General features: G+C 43.2%; 4 protein-coding genes. All 4 read right to left on the bottom strand.

Going from position 1 to position 3,399, the window contains the following annotated elements:
• Positions 1–66 precede the first annotated feature (66 nt).
• The 4 genes from DWX26_RS16435 to DWX26_RS16420 all read right to left on the bottom strand — a co-directional run bounded on the left by DWX26_RS16435 (position 67) and on the right by DWX26_RS16420 (position 3,337).
• On the bottom strand, positions 67–1,602 hold the full coding sequence (locus DWX26_RS16435; RefSeq protein ID WP_004611469.1) for an IS66-like element ISRob1 family transposase: 1,536 nt from the start codon (positions 1,600–1,602) through the stop codon (positions 67–69).
• A gap of 66 nt (positions 1,603–1,668) precedes the next feature.
• Positions 1,669–2,019, bottom strand: coding sequence for an IS66 family insertion sequence element accessory protein TnpB (tnpB, locus tag DWX26_RS16430; protein ID WP_158526524.1), 351 nt, complete (start codon positions 2,017–2,019; stop codon positions 1,669–1,671).
• Positions 2,020–2,033: 14 nt separating this feature from the next.
• A complete protein-coding gene (gene tnpA, locus DWX26_RS16425) occupies positions 2,034–2,432 on the bottom strand; it encodes an IS66 family insertion sequence element accessory protein TnpA (RefSeq protein WP_005422927.1) in 399 nt (132 codons plus the stop codon).
• Between the two features lie 491 nt (positions 2,433–2,923).
• Positions 2,924–3,337: a hypothetical protein gene (locus DWX26_RS16420; protein ID WP_118601781.1), complete on the bottom strand. Its 414-nt coding sequence runs from the start codon at positions 3,335–3,337 to the stop codon at positions 2,924–2,926.
• Positions 3,338–3,399: the final 62 nt, after the last annotated feature.

The following is a 3,399-nucleotide window of genomic DNA, read 5'->3' as shown; positions in this document are numbered from 1 at the left end:
GTAAGTGTCAAATAAAACAGTGTATAGAAAAATAACCGTCAGCCTTTTATACTAAAAGGTCAACGGTTATCGACAGAATTCTTTTACAAGAGGATTCCAAGGCAGATAATCATCCAGATATTCAGGATGTTCAAGAAAAGCACTCCCCGGCATGTCGGACAGGATATATTTTATATATTTCATCGGGGCAAGCCCATTCGCTTTCGCTGTCTCTACCAGTGTATAGATTCCTGCACTGGCTTCCGCCCCTTTCGGACTGCCGGAGAACAGCCAGTTCTTTCTGCCGATCACAAAGGGACGGATACAGTTTTCCGCAAGCGAATTACTGATGGAACAATTCCCGTCTTCCAGATAATTCCAAAAACCTTCACGGTTATTTAAGGCGTAATGAAAAGCTTTTGAAAGTTTGGATTTCGGCAGCTCTCCGATGGCACTTTTTTCTGCCCATGACCAAAAAGCCTCGAGAAGCGGTTTCTCGCGGATAAGACGTTCTTTTTTCTTCTGATCAGGAGGGAGCGCCTCCAACTCTGACTCTATGTTAAAGAGTTGATTCAGACGGAGGATTGCTTCCGCAGGTTTTGATGCTTCCGAATTATGGATGTCTTTTGGGAGCGCATCCACGAAAGCCCGGCGCAGATGCGTATAGCAAAGACATCTTTTTACTCCTGAAACTGCATTGTATCCGGAGTAAGCGTCTGTATGGATATAACCTTCATATTCCCTCAGAAACGCTTCCGGATATTTCCCGCTTCGTCCCGGCTGGTACTCGAAGTAGCGGATGGGATTTACAGCATCTCTGATGCTGCAGTAAACCCACATATAGGAATCGGACGTATTTTTCCGTCCCGGTTCTTTCAGCACCTGTACATGTGTTTCATCGATATGAAGGTATCTCTGTTTCAGAAGTTCCAGCTTCAGACGGTGGACGATGTGTACAAGCCAGTCCCGATAGACAACCAGAAGCCAGTTTGACATAGTCGCTCTGCTTAAACGTAATCCCAAAGCCTCCCATTCTTTTTCCTGTCTGTACAGCGGGATGCTTAATTCAAACTTCTGGTGGATGAGCCAGGTGATGGTAGATGCAGATGCCAGAGAATGCAGGACGGGAGGATATGGCACCGGAGCCTTCTCCATATAAGGAGTTCCGTTTTTCCGGCACGACCTGCATTCATACGTTTCCCGGTAATGGTCAATCACCTTGAGTTTTGCAGGGATAAACTGTACTTCCGTGCGGACGAATTCTTCCCCTACTTTCACCATCGTACTCCCGCAGTTATCGCATATCTGTTCCCTTTCATCTATGGTATGGAGTACTTTGCTGTGAGGGAGATTTTTTACCAGTTCTTCCCGCTGACCGGTGTACTTCCTTTTACGTAGGTGCTTCTCTATCTCAACAAGCTCCGGTTCGTGTGCATCAGGATCCGCACAGGTTTCGATTTCATTAAAAAGAGACATCTGCCCCTCGATTTCGAGAGTAGATGTCTTCTCGGATTTTGTTCCATAAAGTTTACGGGTCAGGAAATCAACCTGCTCTTTCAGGAGCCGGACCTGCTGTTCCAGTTCTTTGATATGATTTTTATACTCCTGTTCCGTAGCTGACATAACCTGAAAACCCTTTCGCTTCGATAGGATTATTATACCATAGAATCGTCAGATTTCCCAGCATTTCTAAGGATTTTCAGTATTTTCAGACTTATGCGGGAGCCATTTCTGAACCGCCTTTGGCTGCTCCGGGTTCAAACCTTCCAGAAGCCAGCGCAGCTGCTGATCAGAAATCTGTTTTGCTTCTTCGCCGGTCCGCGGCCATTGGAGACGTCCGTTTTCGTACCGTTTGTATAAAAGGCAGAAACCGTCTCCCTCGTAATGGACTGCTTTGATCCGGTCAGCCCTCTTTCCACAGAACAGGAATAAGGAATTGCTGTAAGGATCCAGTTTGAAGTTGTACTGGATGATATCCAGCAAGCCATTGAGCTGCTTCCTCATATCGGTGTAGCCGCATCGGATATAGATTTTCTCCACATGGGAAAGCTCTCCTAACATGACTGCACGGCTTTCAGAATGTTTTCCAGCATCTGGGCAGATGTGCCTTCATAAAGTTCCACTGTTATGGATCCGATATGAAGTATGGCTGCAGGAGTGGAACGGGAAATGTTTCTGTCCGGAAGTGAAAGCTCCGCAAACTCAGCCGGGGATTCCGTTAAAGCAGTTGACTGTTGGTCTGTACACATGTGGATGCCGTTTTTCTTGCGGGGCAGTTCTTCCAAGGCAAGCTTTCGAATTTTGGAAAGCCAGTAATAATAACTTTTCAAAGAGATATCGTGTTGTTCACACCAGATCTGATTTGTCAGTCCGGAGGCCCTGCATTGCCGTATTACATCCAGCCAGTATTGAAGTTTCACCTGTTTGTCTGGAGTCAAAGAAGAAAGATCCATAAGCCTGCTCCTTAGATTAGATTTAGAGTTTTTAGAGTCAACTCCCAAAACTCTAATCAATAGTTTACATGCAACAGCCAGAAATTTCGATACACCCTCTTATTGGACGCTTACATTATTATTTGGCGCTTACCCTGTAAAGTAAAATATGCTCCCTTCCTGGGAGACAAGTTTTTATTTGTCTACCCGGAAGGGAGCATATCAGCAAAAAATATTTGCTCATGTGACAGACCCGTCTTGCGTTTGAAAACAATATACCTTGCGGTACTCTACATTTTTCGCACAAATCAGTCATTGCTCAATGAAGGATTGTAGCAACACGTCCTGAACCTACAGTACGTCCACCTTCACGGTATCAGACTGGTGTATTGCGGTGTGCAAATGGTGATTTTTCGTGTGATTTGTATGGAAAAATCCGCATTTTCCACTGTGTCCGTGTGGTTTTGGGAGATTTTGTTATCATGGTGTTATCACAATATCTCTGTATTTATCTACATATCTGTATTTATACTATCTGAAAATGGTTTCAATTGTTGAGCATACATTGAACTAAACGATGTCAACGTTGCTCTCAATTGTTTAGCTGCATTTTGTGTGGCTTCCTTACTTTTTAAACCACTTACAATTGCCGGTTCAAGCGTAGAATGCCATGGCATCAAAACATCTAATATTGCTTTCCATTCTTCAACTAACTTATCAAAATTTTTATTATCTTTAAACACTAACCTCCAAGAATCTAAAATCTTTTTTCCAAGTAAGCTTTCCATACAAGTGCTTACTGCTGATATCAATAACATTTTAGAGCCACGCTTACTCAAAAAATTAAGTTCATCATCTTCTATATCCGTTCTTTGTTCTTTCTTATTTTTTAAGTTAATTTTAAATTCATCAATAGCTCTCCCCAATGAATATACGAACTATAAATGAGCAAGTTCGTGATTTTGCATAAAAGAAAGACACCTCGATT

Origin of the sequence: Blautia sp. AF19-1 (assembly GCF_003479155.1) — a bacterium.
Lineage (GTDB): Bacteria > Bacillota > Clostridia > Lachnospirales > Lachnospiraceae > Fusicatenibacter > Fusicatenibacter saccharivorans.
The sequence above is the reverse complement of the archived record's forward strand: the minus strand, read 5'-3'. Positions and strand labels throughout refer to the sequence as shown.

Bases quoted from the DNA above. Each gene is read 5' to 3' on its own strand.
- DWX26_RS16435 (WP_004611469.1), bottom strand. From the start codon at position 1,602: ATGTCAGCTACGGAACAGGAGTATAAAAATCATATCAAAGAACTGGAA.
- tnpA (WP_005422927.1), bottom strand. From the start codon at position 2,432: ATGGATCTTTCTTCTTTGACTCCAGACAAACAGGTGAAACTTCAATAC.